Here is a 20,392-nt window from a genome sequence, read left to right as displayed (position 1 = left end):
CGCGCCCATGGTCAGCCGCCGCCACCTGCTGCAATCCACGCTGTCGCTGGTGGCGCTGCCGGGCTGGGCCCGCGCCGCCGCCAGTGACAGCGCCCTCAAGGCCGCCACGGGTCCCGACTGGGCCGCCTGGACCGCTGGGACGCCGCCGCTGGTCCTGCCCGACCTTGCGGGCCGCGAGCAGAAACTTGCCGCCTGGCGCGGCAGCGTGGTCATCGTCAGCTTCTGGGCCACCTGGTGCGACCCCTGCCGCGACGAATTCCCGCTTATGTCCGCCATGGCCAGGCGCCACCGCGAAGAAGGCCTGCGCCTGGTCGCCGTGAACGTCGGCGAAGCGCTGGGCAAGATCACCACCTTCCTGGCCAAGTGGCCGGTCGCCGGCACCGTCCTGCATGATCGCAACAGCAGCGCCGCCAGGCAATGGGATGCCGTCGGCCTGCCCGCCAATTACCTGGTCGACCGCGGCGGCCGCATCCGCCACTGGCACCTGGGCGCGCTGGACTGGCAGGCCGCGAACGTCAACGGCGTCGTCACCAGGATGCTGCGGGCGTGATTGTGCGTGCGGCGCTGCTACCGCGTGACGGCCATGTCCGGCGTGAAAGCGCCCTTGCCTCGCGCCATTCGTCTCAGGCGCCGGTATGCCTTGAACACCCGCCGCAGGTCGGTGACGCCGCGCGCATGGCGGACCAGCCGCGGCCAGGCGCGCAGGTCGAGCATCGACCGCGCCAGTTGGGCGCGCGCTTGCGGGTTTTCGACGTCCTTGCGAAGCAGGTCGACAAAGCACAGGAGTTCATGCAGGACGTGACGCACGATCGAGACGCGGGTTCTCTGGCCGAGGTCCTGCCGCCTGGACAGCGCCAGCAGCGCCTCGATGATGTGAACGTAGCTGACGCCGCGCCACTGGCGTATCCGGGCTGACGGCGAAAGGGTTATCGAGTCGGGGTTGCGCCGATAGCCGTACACCGGCTCGGACGCGAAGCCCATGCGCCTGGCGACCAGCGCGAGTCGGGTGGTCCACAGGATGTCCTCGTGAAATATCGAGGGATCGAACGCCAGGCCGTGTCGGGTGATGAGTTCGCGCTTGACCAATTGCAGGCAAACATAGTGCGGCCATTCACCGATGGCGACGCAGTGCGCGATCCAATCCTCGCCCGTCATGGTGCCGGCAGTCGGTTGCCGGGTGAGGACGGGGGACCGGGGCAAGGGAGCAGGCGCGTGCGTGAACCGGTACGCGTTTCCGATCAGCAGCTCCAGCCCCTGCGAAACGGCCTGTTCGTGCCACCGGGCGAGTCCGGCCGAGGGCAGGAGATCGTCGGCGTCGGCGAAGGCGACCCAGGCGCCGCGCGCGGCCCGCAGGCCCGCATTGCGCGCGGCGCCGAGTCCCTGATGGGGTTGCCTGAGGATGCGAAGGCGCGCGTCCGTGGCGCCACGCGCCTGCAGGATCGCCACGCTGCCATCGGTGGACCCGTCATCGACCGCGATCACTTCCAGGCTCAAGGCGGCGTCGGCCAATAGCGCGTCCAGTTGGTCGGACAGATACCGTTCGCAGTTGTATACCGGCACGATCAGGCTGACCTGCGGCGCAGTGGGTTCGACGTGGCTCATGTTCTGTTCAGGCGTGGGCTTTACGGGAGCGCCGCGCCTTGAACCCCATGCGGTGGCATGGGTTTACGAGCAGGGATGTCTTGTCCGATGGGCGCGGGCGGATCGGTAAGCTACGCCGGATTCAGCGGGCCGGGGAACAAGACGGACAAATGCAGGACCGATCCGGATACTTGCGATCCGGCAGCCACGAATTGGCGGAAGGCAGCAGGAGTCGAACCTACCTGGGAACGTCTGACGTCCCCAACCGGGTTTGAAGCCCGGCCGTGCCACCGGGCACGGATGCCTTCCAGAGAAAACCGCCGATGAAAGACCGCCTATGATACCGCCTGGCCCGCCCCGAGATACGCGCTGTCGTTGCGCAGCACGTGGGTATCGCGCAGCCGCCGCGTCAAGCCGGTCCGATCGAAGAACTCCAGGATCTGGATCGCGCGCTTGCGGCCCAGCCCCGTCGCATCCCTGAAGGCCGCCGCGTTCAATCCTTCGGGCCTTGCCGCGAGATCGATCGCCAGCGCCACCAGCTCGGCCACCCGCTCGCGGTGGTAGAACAGATCCTTCACCACCTGCGCCACCTCGCCGCGCCGCAGCAGCTTGCGCAGCACCTGCCGCACCCGCTCCTCCGGCTCGCCCTGCGCGCGCGCCAGGTCGCGCACCCAGGGGGGATCGTAGGCCCCGGCGGCCAGCAGCGGCAGCAGGCGCAGCGCGAGTTGGGCCTCGGCCTCGGCCAGCGCCGCGGTGTGGCCTGGCAGATGCAGCCAGGGTCCGTTGCGCAGCACCCGGCCCTGCTGCCGCAGATCTTCCAGCAACCCCTGCCACAGCGCCTCGGAGGCGGCCGGCAAGGCCATGCGGCGCAGGCGGGAGCCGTCGGGGCCCGGTTCGTCCGGCGCGCCCTGGTGGAAGGTCGCCAGCGCCTGCTCCACCCGTGTCCGCAGCGCTTCCCAGTGCGTGGCCAGGATCAGCGTGCGCGCGCCCTGCGGCGTGCGCGGCTCGATCCAGATCGCCCCCTCGGGCGCCGTCAGGTCGCGCACCGGCCTGCCTGCCAGGCGTTGCAGCGCCGTTTCGTCCAGGCCCAGCGCGGCCTGCGCCAGCAGCGGTTGCAGCCCGCCGCCATCCAGCATGTCCGCCACGCCTTGCAGCCACTGCATCCGCGCCGGCGCGCGGCGCTTGCGGTCCGGCGCGTTCGGATCGAGCACCCGGCCGCCGCCCACGGTGCGCGTGGCCTGGGCGTTGCGCACGATGTATCGGTCGCCCGGCATCGCGCACACCGGCTCATCGAACACCAGCTGCACCCAGCCCGACTGGCCCGGGGCCAGCGCGTCGGCCGACAGCGGCACCACGTGCGCCACCTGCCGCGCCGCGCCGATGTGCACGTGCAGCGGCGTCCAGGCCCGCAGCGGCGCATCGGCCGAAGGCAGCAGCGTCAAGGCCACATCGACGTGGCGCGACGGCAGGAAGCAGCGCGCATCGGCGATCCAGTCGCCGCGCGTGATCGCGCTCTTGTCGATCCCCGCCAGGTTCAGGGCGCAGCGCTGGCCGGCCGCGCCGGTCTCGCTGGGCTGGTTCTGCGCGTGGATGCCGCGCACCCGCACCCGCGTGCCCGCCGGCATCAGGCGCAGGTCGGCATCGTCGTCGCCGGCGCGCGCGCGGCCGCCATGCGCGGTGCCGGTCACCACGGTGCCGTGGCCGGCCAGCGTGAAGACTCGGTCCACCGCCAGCCGGAACAGGCCGGCGCCATCGCGCGCGCCCAGCGCCTGCGCGGCCTCGTCCAGATGCTGCTTGAGCCGCGCCACGCCTGCGTCGCCGGCGCGCGCCGCGCATACCTCGAACAGGGGCGCGTCCTGCAGAAACGTCGCCGCCGCCAGTGCCGCGATCTCGCCGCGCACCGCCGCCAGCCGGGCGGCGTCGGCGCGATCGGCCTTGGTCAACGCCACCGCCCCGCGCGCCACGCCCAGCAGCGTCAGGATCGCCAGGTGTTCGCGGGTCTGTGGCATGACGCCGTCATCGGCCGCCACCACCAGCAGGCCGAAGTCGATGCCGCTGGCGCCTGCCGCCATCGTGTGCACCAGCTTTTCGTGGCCCGGCACGTCGATGAAGCCCAGCACGTCGCCGTTGGGCAGGGGCGTATAGGCGTAGCCCAGCTCGATCGAGATGCCGCGCGCCTTTTCTTCCTTGAGGCGGTCGGTATCGACGCCCGTCAGCGCCCGCACCAGCGTGGTCTTGCCATGGTCGATATGGCCGGCGGTGCCGACGATCATGCCCGCGGCTCCGTGGATTGCGCCGCGAGTCCGGTGAGCTGCTCGGTGAAGGCGGCCTCGTCGCGCGCCTCCAGGCAGCGCAGGTCGAGCCACAGCGCGTCATCGGCGATGCGGCCGATCACCGGCACCGGCAGGTTGCGCAAGCGCGCCTCCAGGCGATCCAGATGGCGCCCGGGGCGGCCCTTGCCGCGATATCGCACCGCCAGCCCGTGGCTGGGCAACTGGTCCACCGGCAACGCGCCGCTGCCGATCTGGCTGAACATCGGCACCGCCTCGACCTCGTAGTCGGCGCCCGCCGCGTACGCCAGCACGCCGCGCACGCGCTCGGCCATGGGCTGGATCTCGCGCTGCGGCCGGGTCAGCAGGCGCAGCGTGGTCAGGCGCTGCGCCAGGAATTCCGGCGCGCGGTACAGCTGCAATACCGGTTCCAGGGCCGCCAGCGTCAGCTTGCCCACGCGCAGGGCGCGCTTGAGCGGGTTCTTCTTGATCTTGCGGATCAGGTCGGCGCGCCCCACCAGCAGGCCGGCCTGTGGGCCGCCCAGCAGCTTGTCGCCGCTGAAGGTGACCAGGTCGGCGCCGGCGGCGATGGTCTCGCGCACCGTGTCCTCGCGCGGCAGGCCGAACTGGGTCAGGTCCACCAGCGTGCCGCTGCCCAGGTCCACCGTGGCCGGCAGGCCGCGCGCATGCGCCAGCGCCGCCACCTCGGCCACGCCGACGCTCTTGGTGAAGCCGGTGACGGCGTAGTTGCTGCAATGGACCTTCATCAGCATCGCGGTGCGCGGGCCGATGGCGTTCTCGTAGTCGGCGGCATGGGTGCGGTTGGTGGTGCCCACCTCGACCAGCCTGGCGCCGGCGCGCTTCATGATGTCGGGGATGCGGAAGGCGCCGCCGATCTCGACCAGTTCGCCACGCGACACCACCACCTCGCGGCGATCGGCCAGCGCGTTCAGCATCAGCAGCACGGCGGCGGCGTTGTTGTTGACCACGGTGGCGGCCTCGGCCCCGGTCAACTCGCACAGCAGGTCGTCGATCAGGTCGTCGCGGTCGCCGCGGCCGCCGCTGTCCAGGTCGAACTCCAAATTGGCCGGCGTGGTCAATGCGCGCAGCACCGAGGCCACCGCCTCGTCGGGCAGCAGCGCGCGGCCGAGGTTGGTGTGCAGCACGGTGCCGGTCAGGTTGTAGACGGCGCGCAGGCGCGGCGCGGCGGCGCGCGCCAGGGCGCCGTCGACGGCGGCGGCCACGGCGGCTTGCGCCAGTTCCGCGCGCGGCAGTTCACCCGCCAGGGCGCGCTGGCGCAGGGCATCCAGGTGCCGGCGCAGCGCCGCCACCACCTGCGTGCGGCCATGCGTGTCCAGCGCCGCGGCCAGCGCCGGCGCGTTCAGCAGCCGGTCGAGCGCGGGGATGTCGGCGGCGGCGGCAAGCCCGGTCATGGCTATTCCTCCTCGGCGCCGTGCCACAGCAGCGGGTTTCCGCTGGCGCGCGAATAGCCGGCCTCGCCCACCAGCACGTCCAGCATCAGGCTGGCGAGGTCGTCGGCCACCGGCTCCACGTGCAGGTCCTTGTCCTGATAGAAGATCTTGCGGTAGGTGTGGCAGCGGTCGCAGGTCTCGGCCTTGATGGCGGGCGCGCGGCCCTCGATGGCCTGGTAGGCCACGGATTCGACGTCCTCGCAGTGCGAGCACTTGACCCGCACCATGTGCCACTGGGTCGCGCACAGGCTGCAGCACAGGTAGCGGTAGCCTTCGAACTGTCCGCCCACCCGCACCACGCTGGCCACCGGCAGGCTGGCGCAGACCGGGCAGACGCCGAACGGCGAGGCCACCGGCAGCTGCTTTTCGTCGAAGCGGCTGGCCAGGTCGGTCCAATACACCTGCAAGGCGGCCATGACGAACGGCGCGGCGGCGCCGTCGACGCCGCGATGCTGTTCCGACAGCACCGCCTCGGCCAGGTCTTCGAGCGATTCGGTGTCTTCGTCGAGCGCGCGGCGCAGCGCCGAGCAGACTTCCAGCGCCTCGGCCGGCACGTCCTGGCCGCCGGCGACCTCGTCGACCAGCTGGCGCAGGATGTCGCGCCACAGCGGGTCGCGCGGCCAGCCCACCGCCTGCAGCGGCGGCATGCCATGGGCCTGCGCCAGGGCGATGCGGTCTTCCGAGGCCGGCGGCGCGTTGCAGCCGCGCAGGGCGTTCTGCTGGGCGTCGACCAGCCGCGCCATCAGCAGCAGGTAGTCGGCCACCGGGCTATCCACGGCCAGTTGCCGCAGCCGCGCCGCGCGCGTCGCGAAAACCGAATCGCGCGCCGGCAGCTGGATGCGGGGGATGGTGTTGTGGTCTAGCGCTTCGATCTCGCCGCGCGGAAGAATTCGCTGCAATTGCGTCTCCAGATAAACAAACACGGCTGCCGCCCCGACAGGGGGAGGCAGCCGTGCGGTGGGATCGGGCGGGATCCACCCGGCGGCGCCGCCACCGCGAGGTGGCGCCCGCCGCGCGGGGCCCGCTTACTTCGTCGTGGACTGCTTGCCGATTTGTTCCCGGAACCAGGCGCGGTGGTGCTTCCATGCCCAGCCCGCGGTCACGTAGCCACGCAGCATCGCCGTGAGCGAGCCCTTGACCCAGATCGCCGCATAAATATGCACAATGATCGCGCAAATCAGCACCAATGCACAAACGGCATGCAGCACCGAGGCGGCGCGCACCACCCAGATCGGGAAGTAGAAGGCGAAGAACTCGCGCCAGATCACGATGCCGCTGACGAACAGCCCCAGCATGCACAGGATCAGCACGTAGAACAGCAGCTTCTGGCCGGCGTTGTACTTGCCGACCTCGGGCAGCTTGTCCTCGCGGTTCTCGACCACGTCGTTGAGCTGGCTCAGCCACTGGCGGTCGGCCTTGGTCATCAGGTTGTGGCGCCACATGTGGCCGGCGAACACCACGAAGCAGAAGAACATCACCAGTCCGATGAACGGATGCAGGATGCGGGTCCAGGGACCGCCGCCGAACAGGTTGGTGAGCCAGAACATCGACGGGTGGAACAGCGCCAGCCCGGACAGCGCCAGCAGGATGAAGGTGAAGGCGATGATCCAGTGGTTGGTGCGCTCGCCGGGCGAATAGCGCTTGATCCGGCGGTGATGGCGGTCGTCACTCATGGCGGATCTCCTGTTCGGCACGGCGTTCGTCTTCCTCGTCGACCTCGTTGCGGCCGACTCGGGCGTAGTGGAAGAAGCCGGCCAGCGCCGTCAGCGCCATGGCGGCCACCCCCAGCGGCTTGGCGATGCCCTTCCACAGCGATACCATCGGGCTGATCTGCGGCTCCTTGGGCAGCCCGTGGTACAGCCCGGGCTGGTCGGCGTGATGCAGCACGTACATCACATGGGTGCCGCCCACGCCTTGCGGGTCATACAGGCCCGCCTGCTCGAAACCGCGCGACTTCAGGTCCTCGATGCGCTCGGCGGCGTGCTGCTTCATGTCGTCCTTGGTGCCGAACACGATGGCGCCGGTGGGACAGGCCTTGACGCAGGCCGGCTCCTGGCCGACGGCCACGCGATCGGAACACAGGGTGCACTTGTACGCCTTGTGGTCCTTCTTGCTGATGCGCGGCACGTTGAACGGGCAGCCGGTGATGCAGTAGCCGCAACCGATGCAGTTCTCTTCGTGGAAATCGACGATGCCGTTGTTGTACTGGATGATGGCGCCCGGCGAGGGACAGGCCTTCAGGCAGCCCGGATCCTCGCAGTGCATACAGCCGTCCTTGCGGATCAGCCACTCCAGGTCGCCTTGCGGGTTCTCGTACTCCGAGAAGCGCATGACGGTCCAGGAATGCTCCGTCAGGTCGGCCGGGTTGTCGTAGACGCCGACGTTGGTGCCGATCTCGTCGCGCAGGTCGTTCCACTCCATGCACGCGCTCTGGCAGGCCTTGCAGCCGATGCACTTGGAGACGTCGATCAGCTTGGCCACGGACCCGGTGACGGGCTCGCGGATGCCGGGCGGCGGCGTGGTGGTGGCCGAGCGCCGTTTGATGTCGAGGGATTGCATAGACATGAGCGCTCTCCTAGATCTTCTCGACCTGCACCAGGAACGACTTGAATTCCGGTGTCTGCGAATTGCCGTCGCCCACGAACGGGGTCAGGGTGTTGGTCAGGAAGCCCGGTTTGGCAATGCCGACGAAGCCCCAGTGGATCGGGATGCCGACGTGATAGACGGTCTTGCCCTCGATGGTCAGCGGCCGCAGGCGCTTGGTGACCAGCGCCACCGCCTTGATGTAGCCGCGGTTGGACGACACCTTCACGCGCGAACCGTTGGCGATGCCCAGTTCCTTGGCCATGACTTCGCTGATCTCGACGAACTGCTCGGGTTGCAGGATCGCGTTGATGCGGACGTTCTTGGTCCAGTAGTGGAAGTGCTCGGTGAGGCGGTAGGTGGTGGCCACGTAGGGGAACTTGTCCACCGTGCCCATCGCCGCCAGGTCGTCCTTGAACACGCGCGCCGCCGGATTGCTGGTGACGCCCTTGGCCTTCGGATACAGCGGGTTGTAGCCCAGCGGCGTCTCGAACGGCTCGTAGTGTTCCGGGAACGGCCCTTCGGCCATGCCGGCGCGCGCGAAGAAGCGCGCCACGCCCTCGGGGTTCATGATGAACGGGCCCATGCCGCCGTCGGGGTTTTCATCGCCCTTGAAGTCGGGGATGTCGGCGCCGACCCACGCCTTGCCGTTCCACGAGATCAGGCTGCGGCGCGGGTTGAAGGGCTTGCCCGCGACGTCACAGGAGGCGCGGTTGTACAGGATGCGGCGGTTGGCCGGCCACGCCCAGGCCCAGTTCAGGGTCTGGCCGATGCCGGTCGGGTCGCTGTTGTCGCGGCGCGCCATCAGGTTGCCGCCGGGCCCCCAGGCGCCGGCGAAGATCCAGCAGCCACTGGCGGTGGAACCGTCGTCGCGCAGTTCGGCAAAGCCGGCCAACTGCTCGCCGCCCTTGCGCATGACCTTGGTCGGGTCCTTGGGGTCGACCAGGTCCACCAGCGCCTTGCCCGAGTATTCCTTGGCCAGTTCTTCCGCGGTCGGACTCTGCGGGTTGGAATACGGCCAGGACAGGTTGACGATGGGGTCGGGGTACTTGCCGCCCTCTTCCTGGTACATCTTGCGCAGGCGCGTGAAGATCAGCGACATGATCTCGATGTCGCTCTTGGCCTCGCCCGGAGGCTCGGCGCCCTTCCAGTGCCATTGCAGCCAGCGCCCGGAGTTCACCAGCGCGCCATCTTCCTCGGCAAAGCAGGTGGTGGGCAGGCGGAACACCTCGGTCTGGATCTGCTTGGGATCGACGTCATTGGCCTCGCCGGCGTTGCGCCAGAATTCCGAGGTCTCGGTGACCAGCGGGTCCATGATGACCAGGAACTTGAGCTTGGCGAAGCCCGCGTTCAGCTTGGCCTTGTTGGGCGCGGCCGCCAGCGGGTTGAAGCCCTGCGCCAGGTAGCCGTTCATCTTGCCCTGGTTCATCAGCTCGTAGACCTGCAGCATGTCGTAGAGCTTGTCCAGCTTGGGCAGGTAGTCGAACGCCCAGTTGTTCTCGGCGGTCGCGGCCTTGCCCCACCAGGCCTTCATCAGGCTCACGTGGAACTTGCCGTAGTTCTGCCAGTAGCTGAGCTGGTTGGGCCGCAGCGGCTTGAGCGCGCGCGTGGCGATGTACTTGCCGTAGTCCTGCTCGGGCTCGTTGGGCAGCGTCATGTAGCCGGGCAGCAGGTTCGACATCAGGCCCAGGTCGGTCAGGCCCTGGATGTTCGAGTGCCCGCGCAGCGCGTTCATGCCGCCGCCGGCGATGCCGATATTGCCCAGCAGCAGCTGCACCATGGCGCCGGTGCGGATGATCTGCGAACCGATCGAGTGCTGCGTCCAGCCCAGCGCGTACAGGATGGTCGCGGCCCGGTCGGTGGTGGCGGTGGACGCCAGCATCTCGCAGACCTTCAGGAACTTGTCGCGCGGCGTGCCGCAGACGCGTTCGACCATCTCTTCGGTATAGCGCGAGTAGTGCTTCTTGAGCAGCTGGTAGACCGAACGCGGATGCGCCAGCGTCGGGTCGGTCTTGACGTAGCCGTCATCGCCGCGCTCGTAGTCCCAACTGGCCTTGTCGTAGGTCCGCTTCTCGGCGTTGTAGCCGGAGTACAGGCCCGCGTCGAACGCGAAGTCCTCGCGCACGATGTAGGAAAAGTCGGTGTAGTTGCGCACGTACTCGTGCTGGATCTTGTCGTGATCCAACAGGTACTTGATGACGCCACCCAGGAAGATGATGTCGGTGCCGGTGCGTATGGGCGCGTAGAAGTCCGCCACGGATGCCGAGCGCGTGAAGCGCGGATCCACGACGATCAGCTTCGCCTTGTTATGGGCTTTCGCTTCCGTGACCCATTTGAACCCGCACGGGTGGGCCTCGGCGGCATTGCCGCCCATGATCAGTACTACGTCCGCGTTCTTGATGTCGACCCAATGGTTCGTCATCGCTCCACGGCCAAACGTCGGGGCAAGACCTGCCACCGTCGGGCCATGTCAGACACGGGCTTGGTTGTCGAACGCCAGCATCCCCATGCTGCGCACGGTCTTGTGCGTGATGTAGCCGACCTCGTTGCTGCTTGCCGAGGCGGCCAGCATGCCGGTGGTCAGCCACCGGTTGACCGTCTTGCCGTCTTCGGTCTTTTCGACGAAGTTGGCGTCACGGTCGGCCTTCATGAGCTTGGTGATGCGCGTGAGCGCGTCGTCCCAGGAAATACGTTCCCACTTGTCCGAACCGGGCGCCCGGTATTCCGGGTACTTCAGGCGGTTGGGACTGTGGATGAAGTCGATCAGGGCCGCGCCCTTGGGACAGAGCGTGCCGCGGTTGACCGGGTGGTCGGGGTCGCCCTCGATGTGCATGATGCTGGCGCGGGCATTCTTGGCGCCATCGCCCAGGCCATACATCAGCAGACCACAGGCGACCGAACAGTAGGGACAGGTGTTGCGCGTTTCCGTCATGCGCGCAAGCTTGTACTGGCGCACTTCGGCCATGGCCGTGCCGGGGGGCTGCCCCCAGCAATGCCAGGCTCGAGCCAGCCAGCGTGGTACCGGTCACCTTGAAGAACTGGCGGCGGTTCATGTTGACCATGAAGCACTCCTCTCCGGGTGAATAAGGGGAAAGCGCGGGCCGGTCCGGGGAAAAGCCCTACGAATTCCAAGGATTTGCAAGCAAGTATAGGCGCAGCGCGGGCGAGTTGCCATGCCTTGCGTCCCCCGAACGCGAAACCCGGCAATGAGAACGATTTACGGCCAGGATCGGGCTTTTTCGTGGATTTTGGATCATCGCGAGGCTGCTACCATTGCCGGCGGCGGGTTCCGACCCGTTTTTCCGCCCGTCCCGCATGCCTGTTGGAGCGCCGATGCGCCGTTTTGCCCCCCTGGCCCTGTCCCTGTCGCTGGCCGCGCCCGGCCTGGCGCCGGCGCCGGCCATCGCCGCGCCGGCGCTGACCCCGGCGGCGGCGGCCACCGAGTCCGCCCGCGAAGCGGCAATGGAAGGCTACCTGTACTTCTACCCGCTGCTCACGCTGGACCTGACCCGGCGCCAGTCCACGCATCCGTCGCAAAGCGAGCGGGGCGCGCCCGTCAATGCCTTCCTGCACACCCGCGGCCTGCCCCGCCCCGGGTCGGCCACGCCCTGGGCCAATCCCGACATGCTGCGCAGCAGCGCCTGGCTCGACCTGAGCGCCGGCCCGGTGGTGCTGTCGGTGCCGGACAGCCAGGGACGCCTGTATACACTGACCCTGCTGGACCTGTGGAACGAGGCCTTCGCCACGATCGGCAAGCGCAGTACCGGCACCGCCCGCGGCAATACCGCGATCGTGCCGCCGGGCTGGACCGGCACCTTGCCCTCGGGCATGCCGCGCATCGACGCCCCCACGGCGTACGTCTGGGCCCGCGCCCTGATCCAGGCCGACGGTGCGGCCGACTATCCGGCGGTGCACGCCCTGCAGGACGGCTTCACCCTGACGCCGCTGGCGCAGTGGAACCTGCCGGCGCAGTCGCAACGGGTCAAGGCCGACCCCTCGCTGGACCTGAAGACGCCGGTGCGCGAACAGGTCGAGTCGATGCCGACCGACGCCTTCTTCACCTACGCCGCCGAGCTGCTGCGCCGCAACCCGCCTCACGCCACCGACCAACCGGTGCTGGCCAAGCTGCGCCGGGTCGGGCTGATCCCCGGCCGCCCGTTCGACTTCGACAAGCTCGACCATCCGGTCAAGCAGGGCCTGCGGCGCGGCCTGCGCGAAGCGCGCGAACGCATGCAGGCCGCCGCCGGCGTCAGCCTGAGCAGCGTCAATGGCTGGCAGCGGGAGACAGCCAGCGTCGGCGTCTACGGCAACGCCTACCTGCGGCGCGCGCTGTCCGCCCAGGCCCAGCCGGGCGCGGGGCTGCCCGAGGACCTGTCGGCGCTGCTGCTGGCCGCCGACAGCCAGGGCCGGCCGCTGGATGGCGCCCACCGCTATACGCTGCATTTCGACGGCGGCCAGTTGCCGCCGGCCGGCGCGCTGTGGTCGCTGGCCGCCTACGACGCGCAGGGCCTGCCAGTGGCCAACCCGATCGAGCGCTACACGCTGGGCGAGCGCGATCCGCTGCAATACAACGCCGACGGCTCGCTCGACCTGCTGATCAGCCACACCGCCCCCGAGCCCGGCGCCCAGGCCAACTGGCTGCCGGTGGCGGCCGGCGGGCCGGTGTACGTGCTGCTGCGCGTCTACGCCCCGGGCCCGGCCTTGCTGGACGGGCTGTGGACGCCGCCGCCCGCGGTGCGCGACGACCCGCAGCCCGAGCCGGAACCCGCGCCCGAGCCGGAACCCCGGGCGCAGGCCGCGACGGCGCCCGCCGCAACGCCCCCCGCCAAGGCGCCTTCCGGCGCTCCGGCCACGGCCCCAGGCCCCGCGAAGAAACCCTGACAAAGACGCCGGCGACGGCGCCATGACAGGGTTTCGCCACTACCATAGGCGTTTTGTCGCCGAGTAGAACGCCCGCCATGGACGAAGCCTTTAGCCACCAACTGTCGATGACCATCCTGATGACGCCCGATATGGCGAACTTTTCAGGCAATGTGCACGGCGGAACCATCCTCAAGTACCTGGACCAGGTCGCCTACGCCTGTGCCAGCCGCTACGCCGGCCAGTACGTCGTGACCCTGTCGGTCGACCAGGTCGTGTTCCGCGAACCGATCCACGTCGGCGAGCTGGTGACCTTCCTGGCGGCGGTGAACTACACCGGCCGCACCTCGATGGAAATCGGCATCAAGGTGGTCACCGAGGACATCCGCAGGAAGCTGGTGCGCCACACCAACAGCTGTTATTTCACGATGGTGGCGGTGGATGACAACGGCGCGCCCACCGCCGTGCCGCCGCTGGCGCCGCGCAACCTCGAGGAAACGCAGCGCTTCGAGGCCGCCCGCCTGCGCCGCGAGCTGCGCCAGGAAATGGAACGTCGCCACGACGAAATCAAGCGCGAAACCACCCATGAAGGGTGAGGAGCCCCCACGCCGCGCGCGCTTCGCGCGCTAGCTGCCCCCCGAGGGGGGCTGCCCGCCCTTGGGGCGGCCCGGCGGGCGGTAGGAAAGGACCCCCACGCCGCGCGCGCTTCGCGCGCTAGCTGCCCCCCGAGGGGGCTGCCCGCCCTTGGGGCGGCCCGGCGGGCGGTAGGAAAGGACCCCCACGCCGCGCGCGCTTCGCGCGCTAGCTGCCCCCCAAGGGGGCTGCCCGCCCTTGGGGCGGCCCGGCGGGCGGAAGGAACGGACCCCCACGCCGCGCGCGCTTCGCGCGCTAGCTGCCCCCCAAGGGGGGCTGCCCGCCCTTGGGACGGCCCGGCGGGCGGAAGGAAAGGGCCCCCACGCCGCGCGCGCTTCGCGCGCTAGCTGCCCCCCAAGGGGGCTGCCCGCCCTTGGGGCGGCCCGGCGGGCGGGCGGCTATTCTTGCGACGAACGGCGTCCAGGTCACAGGTGACCGGACATGAAAACCGGGCCTTGAGGCCCGGTTCTTTTTGGCGACGGCGCAACGCTGCGCGTCACGCGCCTTCGGCCGCGCCCGGCGGGCGCGATGGCGGCGCCGTCACGGCCGGTTCGCGGTCGCGGCCGACCATGCGCTTGAGGCCCAGCCACTGTTGCGACCAGAAGCCCTGGCCGTAGTCGCGGCCGCCCAGTTCCGGCTGCTGGTCATGGATGCCGGTGGGGCCATAGCCGACGCCGAAGCGCGCCGAGCGGAACAGCACGTCCCAGACCGGGAACAGCGCGGCGAAGTTGTAGCCGCCGGCCGGGCCCGGCGTCGAGGCGTCATAGGCGATGGAATGGTGATGGCGGTGAAAGCGCGGGCTGACCAGCAGGCGTTCGCCGATGGCGCCGAAGTGCATGCGCAGGTTGGCGTGCGAGAAGCTCTGCGCCAGCTGCGTGATGGCCACGATCGCCACGAACTGCGCGGGCGGCACGCCCACCAGTTGCGACACGAACACCACCACGACGTCGCGCAGCATGTCGTCCAGCAGGTGGTTGCGGTCGTCGCTCCACATGGTCATCTGGCGCTGGCTGTGGTGCACCGCGTGCAGCGCCCAGAGCCAGGCGAAACGGTGCTGGGCGCGGTGGTACAGGTAGTCCACCAGGTCGAACAGCAGCAGGTAGATGATCAGGCTGACCCAGGCCTGGTCGGTGACGCCGGGCCAGTACTGGTCGAGCTGGAACGGCGCGAACCCCCAGATGTGCAACTGCCCGAAGACGCTGTCCCAGAACGGGTCGATGGTGAAGAACAGCGCCAGGCGGAACACGCCCAGGCGGTGGATCAGCGTGTAGAGCACGTCGATGCCGATCTGGCGGCGGTCGGTGACCGGCTCGACCGGGCGCAGGCGCTGCAGCGGGCCGAACACCAGCAGCAGCACGGCCACCTGCAACAGGCCGACCAGCAGCCACATGGTGGCGTCGTAGCCGTCCTCGATGAAATTGCTCAGGCCCAGGTGGAACAGCGCCGGCTGCACCAGGGTTTCGAACAGCCATTGCTGGCAGTTCCCGAACCATTGACTAAGCGTATCCATGATCAGTGATGCGTGGCGATCCAGTCGCGGTAGGCGGGATGCGTATCCAAGGTAGCAAAACAATAGCCCTTGCGCTGCAGGCCTTCAATCAGCGGCTCCAGCACGGCGGGGGCCCAGGGGTCCTGGCGCGACCAGATGCCCAGGTGCGCCAGCAGGATGTCGCCGGGCTTGATGGTGCGCAGCGCCTGGTCCAGCAGCTTGGCGTTGGGGTACTTGTCGCTGGGCAGTTCGTCGCCCAGGAAGCCGGCCGGCGCCCAGCCCACGTGCTCGAAGCCGCAGGCCTTGGCCGCGCGCAGCAGGGCCGGCGAGGTCTTGCCGCCCGGCGCGCGGTACAGCGGCAGCATCGGCTTGCCGGTCATCTGCGTGAAGCGGGTGGCGGAACGCTTGATCTCGGCGCAGTACTGCTCGGCGGTCCAGGTCTGGCGCTTGCCCGTGTCGGGGCCGGCGCTGGGCTTGACGCGGAACTTGCCGTCCGGCAGGTCGCCCTGCCAATAGACGTGGTCGTAGGTGTGCGAGCCGAACACGTGGCCCTCGGCGGCGCGCGCCTTCCACCACGGCGCCCACTGGTCGTCCAGGCTGCTGCCGTCGGTCAGGGTGCGCTCGTTGGCCAGGAAGAACGTGACCTTGACGTGGTGGCGCGCCAGCACGTCGGCGATCAGCGGCGCCACGCCCATGTGGCCGGTGTCGAAGGTCAGGTAGACCGGCTTGTCACAGGTCGCCGGGGCCGCGCCGGCGGCCTGCGCCGCCAGCGCCAGGCAGATGGCGGCGGCCAGTTGCCGTTTAGCGGGTCGACGCATGGTTCAGCGTCCAGACGCCGTGCGGCGACTTGCCGACGGTCACCTGCTTGACGACTTTCTTCTGCTCCAGGTCCACCACGGTGAGCTTGCGGGCCCAGCGCGAGGTGACCAGCAGCGTCTTGCCGTCGGCCAGCACGTCCATGCAGTCGGGGCCGCCCGGCACCGGGAAGGTGTCGACCACGGCCAGCGTCTGCAGGTCGATGCGGCTGATGGAGTTGGCGGTGCGGTTGCTGACGAACAGGTGGCGCTGGTCGCCCTGGGCGCGGAAGGCGTGCGCGCCGGCGGCGGTCTTGATGCGCGAGATCAGCTTGGCCGGGCCCTTGCTGACGTCATAGGCCTCGACGTAGGAATCGCCGGTCAGCGCCACCAGCAGCGTTTTCTGGTCGGGCGTGAGGAACACGTCGGCCGGGGTCTTGCCGACCGAGACGGTCCACTTGGGCGTCTGCGTGGCCAGGTCGATGGCGATGAGCTGGTCGCTGTCCTGCAGCGTGACGTACGCCGTGGTGCTCTTGGCGTCGATCATGATGTGGCTGGGCGTCTTGCCGGCCGGGATGCGCTTGACCAGCGTCAGGTCAAAGCCCTTTTCCAGCGGCTTCCAGGCGTAGATGTCGATGTGGTCCAGGCGGTTGGCGGCCGTGACGAACCACTTCATGTCCGGCGAGAACTGCAACTGGTAGGGATCGACGATGCCGGTCAGGGTGCGCTGCACCTCGCCGGTCTTGGGATCCATCAGCGTGATCGAGTCGCCCGTGGCGTTGGCCACCATCAGCGACTTCTTGTCAGGCGTGAGGTACAGGTGGTGCGGTTCCTTGCCCGTGGGGACGCGCCGCAGTTCCGTGTACGTGGCGGGATCGACGATGCTGACGTTGGCGTCCAGGGAGTTCAGGACGAAGATCGGGGCCGACGCCGCGGCGGCGCTGAGCGCCATCCCTGCGCCCAGGAGGGCGCAGCGGACAAAATGCAAGGGATTCAATTTCCAGGTCCGACAAAAGGGGATCGGGCACCGATCCCAGCGCTCGCCATTTTGGCATAGCCGCCTGTCAAAAAACCGTAAATCCGACCGTCCGGGCCATGCGACAGCCAGGTTGCGGCACGGCTACAACGCTCGCGCCGCCACAGCTGCAACAATCGTAAAAAATCATTTGGCGCCAATGGGTTGCGGCGTGATGTTGTTCCAGGTTCCGAACGACACATCGGTGCCCTGGAGCGTGGCCGCGCGGCGCGCCGTGGCCGGCCCCAGGTCAGCCTCGCGCAGCTCGCCACGCGCGTCGATGACGAAGCTGCCGATGCCGGTATGGCCGTAGCGGGCCGGCCAGGCCAGGATCCAGTAGCCGTCGCCGCCGCGCGCCGGCAGCACCTTGTAACGGTAGCCGTAATAGGCATCCGCCACCGGCACCTCCGGCCCCATTGCCAGCGCGTCCGGGCCATAGGCCTGCGCCGGGTAACCGGGCAGTTCGGGCCAGTACAGTCCGTCCAGCGCGCCGGGCCGGCTCACCAGCCGGTCGGCGTAGCGGCCCTGGCCCACCCCGTCGCGGTAGCGGATCTGGGCCGCGTGCAGTTCGCGCAGGGTATCGATGGCGTTGAGCTCGTTGCGCCCGATGGCGCGGCGCGCGATTTCCGCCTTGCCGGCGGCCGGGTCGAACCGCCAGCCCTGCGCCACGCGCACGATCGGCACCGGCATGGTCCAGCCGGAATCGCCCACGCTCAGCCAGGCGCGGCGTTCGCCGTCGGCCAGCACCTCGTGCTTGCGGGACCAAGCCGCCAGGAAACGATAGACATCGTCCTGCCCGACCCCGCCCGGCACGATCTGGCGATGGTCCGGCCCCAGCACCTTGGCCAGGGCCACGGGGTCGCTGGTGGCCAGCGCCTCGCCAAAGGCATCGGCCGCGGCCTCGGGCGTGGGATAGACGCTTTGCGCCGCGGCGGGCATGGCCAGCAGCGCCAACGCCAGCCAAGCGACGCTGGCGGCCCGGCGCGACCACCGGCCGGGGGCACGGACGAGCGCATTCATCATCGAGACTCCGCTGATCATGGTGCCTACCTCCGTCCGCCGAAATGTCCGCCACCGCCGCCGATATGGCCGCCGCCTCCGCCATGCCAGCCTCCGCCCCCGCCGCGTGGCGCGACCCGGGACTCGCCGCCGCGCTGCACCTGTTGCCGCACGCGTTCGCCATTGCCGGCGTCGCGCAGGGCGCTGCCGCCGTTGTTGGCGCGGGCGCGGTCGCGGGCGGCGGCCGCGTCGGCGCGCTGCCGCTGCGCCGCCGCCTGCCGGTCCTGCGCCGAAAGGTGGCCTGGCCCCTGGGCCCGCGTGCCCGCGCCGCCCTGCCCCAGGTTGCCGCCGCGCGGTCCGGTGTGTCCTTCGATGGACTGGCCGGTGCGGCCCTGGAAGGATTGCGCGGCGCGCTCGCGGGCCGCGTCGCGCGAGCCCGGCGCGGGCGGGGTCCGCCCTTGCGCCCGGTTCTGCAACCCGGCCTGGCGCTGGCCGTCGAATTTCTGCCGGCTGGCCGCATGGGCATAGGGCGCGTTGCCGCGGTTGGCCGGGTTGTGCTGCCAGGCGACGTGGTTGCCGTTGATGTTGGCGGCGTTGATGCGCTGGTTGACGTTGATGTTGTTGTAGCGGTTGACGTTGATGTCCACGTCGTTGTGGCCCCAGTTGAAGCCACCCCACATGGAATCGACCGCGGCCACGCCCAGGCCGAAGCCGATGCCGGCCACCAGCGAGGTGGCGAACACCGAGCCCGGCGGCGGCGGGTAATAGGCGGGGGGATAGGCGGGATAGGGCCAGGCGCCGTAGACCACGGCGGGGTTGTAGCTGGGCACGTAGACCACCTGCGGATCGGCCGGCTCGATCACCACCACGGTCTTGCCGCCAGCGTCGGTCGAGGTGACCTTCTGCTGTGGCGTGCTCTTGAGGTTGCCGGCCTGCTTGGCCTGCGCCCGCAGCCGCTGCACCGAGTCCATGACGGCATCGGGCTGCGCCAGGAAGGCGTCGCCCACCGATTTCACCCACGCGGGCTGGCGCCCCATCATGTCCATGACCGATGGAAAGGCCACCAGGGACTTGACGCTGGGATCCCAGGATTCGCTCTCGACGGCCTTGACGGCGGCGTCGCCCGACTGGCCGGCATGCGCGGCCGACCATTGCGCCGCGGCGGCAATGTCGTCGGGATAGGTGGCCCCCATGAGGACCTGTGACAGAAGGGAGTCGGGGTAGAGCGCCACCGGCGCCAGCAGCTGGTCCAGCTGCCCCTTGTCCAGCTTGGCCTGCGCCGCGGCGGGCAGGCAGATCGCCAACCCGAGGCACAGGCAGCCGAGGAACCACGCTTGCAGTCGACGCATTTCCCGTTCTCCGTGATCGCAACGCAAAAGCCACAAACCTGGAGTGAACCGCCGGATACCGCGCAGACAATATATACCGAAACCGGCGCCGGACAAGCGCCGGTTTCGGGCGACGGACGCCTAGAGCTTGGCGACCGAGACCTCGGTGGCCTTGACGAAGGCCAGCACCTCGGTGCCCACCTGCAGGTCCAGCTCCTTGACCGAGCGGGTGGTGATGACCGACGTGACGATGCCGGCGGGCGTGTCCACGTCGACTTCCGAGACCACCGGGCCCAGGATGATTTCCTTGATCTTGCCGCGGAACTGGTTGCGGGCGTTGATGGATTGAATGCTCATGGTCCTGCTCCTGAAAAAAGAAAGGATTTCCGTTGGATCCCGCTCGCGCCGGGATGGCACTTGCCGGGAAAACCGCACCGGCGGCCGCGGCCTAGACCGCGAGCCGCAGGTGCCGTATCTGTATGACCGGCGCCAGGGGCCTGTCCGCCGCCGCTGGCGCCTCCTGCTTCATCACCACCCGCAGCACCCGCGCCTCCAGCGCGGCGAAGGCCGCCGAGCCGCGCGCGCGCGGCCGCGCCAGTTCTACACGCTCATCCAGCACCACGCGGCCCTCGTCGATCACCAGGATGCGGTCGGCCAGCGCGACAGCCTCGCTGACGTCGTGCGTCACCAGCACCGCGGTGAAGCCGTCGCGGCGCCAGATGTCCTCGATCAGCTGCTGCATGCCGATGCGGGTCAGCGCGTCCAGCGCGCCCAGCGGCTCGTCCAGCAACAGCAGGCCCGGCCGGTGCACCAGCGCCCGGGCCAGCGCCACGCGCTGACGCTGGCCGCCCGACAGGCGCGCCGGCCAGTCGCCACCACGGTCGCCCAGGCCCACCTGCCGCAGCACTTCGGCCGCCTGCGCCCGCGCCTGGCCGGGCAGGCCCAGGGCCACGTTCTGCACCACGCTTTTCCACGGCAGCAGGCGCGCGTCCTGGAACATCATCCGCACCCGGCTGTCGGCCGACCATTGCGGAAAATTGTCGAACAGCACCGGCGAACGCGCCGGCGCGCCGCCCTGCGCGCCGCTCGGCGTCTCCAGCCCGGCCAGCAGGCGCAGCAGCGTGCTCTTGCCGCAGCCGCTCTGCCCCACCACCGCCACGAACTCGCCGGGCGCGATGTCCAGGTCCAGCCCCTTGAGCACCAGGCGCTCGCCATAGCGCTTGGACAACTGGCGCAGGGTCACGCGCAGCGCCGCCCGGGCCGGCACCGCCTCGTCGGCGGCCGGTTCACGATCGGCGCGCCCGGGCACGTCCAGGTGCTGCAACAGCTCGAACTCGTTGGGGTTGATGAACATGGCGTGGCCTCCGC

The 20,392-nt window shown here is 69.5% G+C and carries 16 protein-coding genes, 1 tRNA gene and 1 pseudogene; 3 read left to right on the top strand and 15 right to left on the bottom strand.

Annotation, left to right across the window (positions count from 1 at the left end; genetic code table 11):
* Window positions 1–7: 7 nt before the first annotated feature.
* On the top strand, window positions 8–550 hold the full coding sequence (locus ACUTAG_RS16330; RefSeq protein WP_148317712.1) for a TlpA disulfide reductase family protein: 543 nt from the start codon (window positions 8–10) through the stop codon (window positions 548–550).
* A 17-nt stretch (window positions 551–567) separates the two neighbouring features.
* Here the strand turns inward: ACUTAG_RS16330 and ACUTAG_RS16325 are convergent, their stop codons facing one another.
* The 8 genes and pseudogenes from ACUTAG_RS16325 to fdnG all read right to left on the bottom strand — a co-directional run bounded on the left by ACUTAG_RS16325 (window position 568) and on the right by fdnG (window position 10,968).
* Window positions 568–1,602: a glycosyltransferase gene (locus tag ACUTAG_RS16325; protein WP_148317714.1), complete on the bottom strand. Its 1,035-nt coding sequence runs from the start codon at window positions 1,600–1,602 to the stop codon at window positions 568–570.
* A 192-nt stretch (window positions 1,603–1,794) separates the two neighbouring features.
* Window positions 1,795–1,890 (bottom strand) — tRNA-Sec (locus tag ACUTAG_RS16320).
* A gap of 26 nt (window positions 1,891–1,916) precedes the next feature.
* The gene (selB, locus tag ACUTAG_RS16315; RefSeq protein ID WP_148317716.1) at window positions 1,917–3,854 is read right to left on the bottom strand and encodes a selenocysteine-specific translation elongation factor; all 1,938 of its coding nucleotides are present in this window, start codon (window positions 3,852–3,854) and stop codon (window positions 1,917–1,919) included.
* Window positions 3,851–5,284 (bottom strand): L-seryl-tRNA(Sec) selenium transferase, encoded by a 1,434-nt coding sequence (gene selA / locus ACUTAG_RS16310; RefSeq protein WP_148317718.1) that lies wholly within the window; start codon window positions 5,282–5,284, stop codon window positions 3,851–3,853. Before selA ends, selB begins: the two co-directional genes overlap by 4 nt.
* Window positions 5,285–5,286: 2 nt before the next feature.
* Complete coding sequence (gene fdhE / locus ACUTAG_RS16305; protein ID WP_035182973.1) at window positions 5,287–6,222, bottom strand: formate dehydrogenase accessory protein FdhE; 936 nt, start codon at window positions 6,220–6,222, stop codon at window positions 5,287–5,289.
* 126 nt (window positions 6,223–6,348) lie between these two features.
* Window positions 6,349–6,996 (bottom strand): formate dehydrogenase subunit gamma, encoded by a 648-nt coding sequence (locus ACUTAG_RS16300; protein WP_020925487.1) that lies wholly within the window; start codon window positions 6,994–6,996, stop codon window positions 6,349–6,351.
* On the bottom strand, window positions 6,989–7,888 hold the full coding sequence (gene fdxH, locus ACUTAG_RS16295) for a formate dehydrogenase subunit beta (RefSeq protein WP_006387323.1): 900 nt from the start codon (window positions 7,886–7,888) through the stop codon (window positions 6,989–6,991). Before fdxH ends, ACUTAG_RS16300 begins: the two co-directional genes overlap by 8 nt.
* A 10-nt stretch (window positions 7,889–7,898) precedes the next feature.
* A pseudogene (fdnG, locus tag ACUTAG_RS16290) lies at window positions 7,899–10,968 on the bottom strand (formate dehydrogenase-N subunit alpha).
* Between the two features lie 271 nt (window positions 10,969–11,239).
* On the opposite strand from fdnG, the gene ACUTAG_RS16285 reads away from it, so the two are divergent.
* Window positions 11,240–12,787 carry a DUF1254 domain-containing protein gene (locus ACUTAG_RS16285; RefSeq protein ID WP_148317722.1) on the top strand — a complete coding sequence of 516 codons (1,548 nt, stop codon included), beginning with the start codon at window positions 11,240–11,242 and terminating at the stop codon, window positions 12,785–12,787.
* Between the two features lie 77 nt (window positions 12,788–12,864).
* Entirely contained in the window at window positions 12,865–13,362 is a 498-nt protein-coding gene (locus ACUTAG_RS16280; RefSeq protein ID WP_006387319.1) for an acyl-CoA thioesterase, read from the top strand.
* Window positions 13,363–13,895: 533 nt separating this feature from the next.
* Here ACUTAG_RS16280 and ACUTAG_RS16275 read toward each other — a convergent pair.
* The 7 genes from ACUTAG_RS16275 to ACUTAG_RS16245 all read right to left on the bottom strand — a co-directional run bounded on the left by ACUTAG_RS16275 (window position 13,896) and on the right by ACUTAG_RS16245 (window position 20,378).
* Window positions 13,896–14,909, bottom strand: a complete 1,014-nt coding sequence (locus ACUTAG_RS16275; protein ID WP_006387318.1) for a sterol desaturase family protein — start codon at window positions 14,907–14,909, stop codon at window positions 13,896–13,898.
* A 2-nt stretch (window positions 14,910–14,911) separates the two neighbouring features.
* The gene (locus ACUTAG_RS16270) at window positions 14,912–15,706 is read right to left on the bottom strand and encodes a polysaccharide deacetylase family protein (protein ID WP_020925491.1); all 795 of its coding nucleotides are present in this window, start codon (window positions 15,704–15,706) and stop codon (window positions 14,912–14,914) included.
* The gene (locus ACUTAG_RS16265; RefSeq protein ID WP_047993088.1) at window positions 15,690–16,634 is read right to left on the bottom strand and encodes a YVTN family beta-propeller repeat protein; all 945 of its coding nucleotides are present in this window, start codon (window positions 16,632–16,634) and stop codon (window positions 15,690–15,692) included. The genes ACUTAG_RS16270 and ACUTAG_RS16265 overlap by 17 nt, the downstream gene beginning before the upstream one ends.
* Before the next feature lie 210 nt (window positions 16,635–16,844).
* The gene (locus ACUTAG_RS16260) at window positions 16,845–17,720 is read right to left on the bottom strand and encodes a DUF2950 family protein (RefSeq protein WP_053499994.1); all 876 of its coding nucleotides are present in this window, start codon (window positions 17,718–17,720) and stop codon (window positions 16,845–16,847) included.
* Between the two features lie 23 nt (window positions 17,721–17,743).
* Window positions 17,744–19,045: a DUF3300 domain-containing protein gene (locus tag ACUTAG_RS16255; RefSeq protein WP_446650249.1), complete on the bottom strand. Its 1,302-nt coding sequence runs from the start codon at window positions 19,043–19,045 to the stop codon at window positions 17,744–17,746.
* Between the two features lie 120 nt (window positions 19,046–19,165).
* Window positions 19,166–19,381, bottom strand: coding sequence for a TOBE domain-containing protein (locus ACUTAG_RS16250; protein WP_006227327.1), 216 nt, complete (start codon window positions 19,379–19,381; stop codon window positions 19,166–19,168).
* 91 nt (window positions 19,382–19,472) lie between these two features.
* Window positions 19,473–20,378, bottom strand: coding sequence for an ATP-binding cassette domain-containing protein (locus tag ACUTAG_RS16245; RefSeq protein ID WP_053499990.1), 906 nt, complete (start codon window positions 20,376–20,378; stop codon window positions 19,473–19,475).
* Between the last annotated feature and the right edge of the window lie 14 nt (window positions 20,379–20,392).

This window comes from Achromobacter sp. CSND-B12 (assembly GCF_052906545.1).
Note: the sequence above shows the minus strand (reverse complement) of the source record. Positions and strands in the feature narration are given on the sequence as shown.